The sequence below is a fragment of the Streptomyces sp. SID14436 genome (assembly GCF_010548465.1).
Lineage (GTDB): Bacteria > Actinomycetota > Actinomycetes > Streptomycetales > Streptomycetaceae > Streptomyces.
This window is the reverse complement of the sequence record NZ_JAAGMD010000287.1, coordinates 1-770: the sequence shown is the minus strand read 5'-3', so window position 1 is coordinate 770 and position 770 is coordinate 1. Positions and strand designations below refer to the sequence as shown.

Here is a 770-nt window from a genome sequence, read left to right as displayed (position 1 = left end):
GAACGCGTCGCCCGCGCCCGTGGTGTCCCGCGCGCGGGCGGTCACGGCGGGCACCCGGGCCCGCACCTCACCCGAGCGCGCCAGCAGCGCCCCCCGCGCGCCGCACGTGACCACCACCAGGGCGATGTCCCGGCTCAGCGCCGCCGCCGCCTCGGCCGGGTCGGACAGCCCGGTGAGCAAGCACGCCTCGTCCCGGCTGGGCAGCAGCACGTCCACCCCCTCCACGAGTGCCAGGAACCGGTCCGCGCCCAGACCGGCGAGGAAGCCCGCCGAGGCCGGATCCAGGCTCACCGGCACCCCGCGCGCCCGAGCCGACTTCAGGGCCGCCGCGACGAAGGCGCGGCCCGAGTCGGAGAACAGCGGATAGCCCGACAGGTGCAGCCGGGCCACGCCGTCCAGCAACGCCTCGGACCAGTCACCGGGTTCCAGCCGCAGTGACGCCCCGCTGTCCGTGAGGAAGGTCCGTTCACCCGCCGCCTCCTCGTCGACGAGGCAGATCACCGTGCCGGTGGGGGCCGTCCCGTCGACGACGAGGAGCGGGCGCACCCCGTGCACGGCCAGCTCCCGCTCGTGCCAGGCCGCCGAGTCGGCCCCGACCCGGCCGAGCATCCGCACCTCCCCGCCACCCGACCGGGCGGCCCAGCAGGCCACGTTCGCCCCGGCGCCACCGGGCACCCGGCGGACCGACGCCACCGTGTCCGTGCCCGGCGCGAGCGGACCCCGGTGACGGGCGACCACGTCCGTGACGACGTCGCCGACGACCAGCAGCG

At 77.5% G+C, this 770-nt stretch carries 1 protein-coding gene; it reads right to left on the bottom strand.

What is annotated here, in order from left to right:
* On the bottom strand, window positions 1–768 hold a 768-nt coding region (locus tag G3I53_RS10320), incomplete at its 3' end, for a PfkB family carbohydrate kinase (protein ID WP_239063742.1).
* Window positions 769–770: the final 2 nt, after the last annotated feature.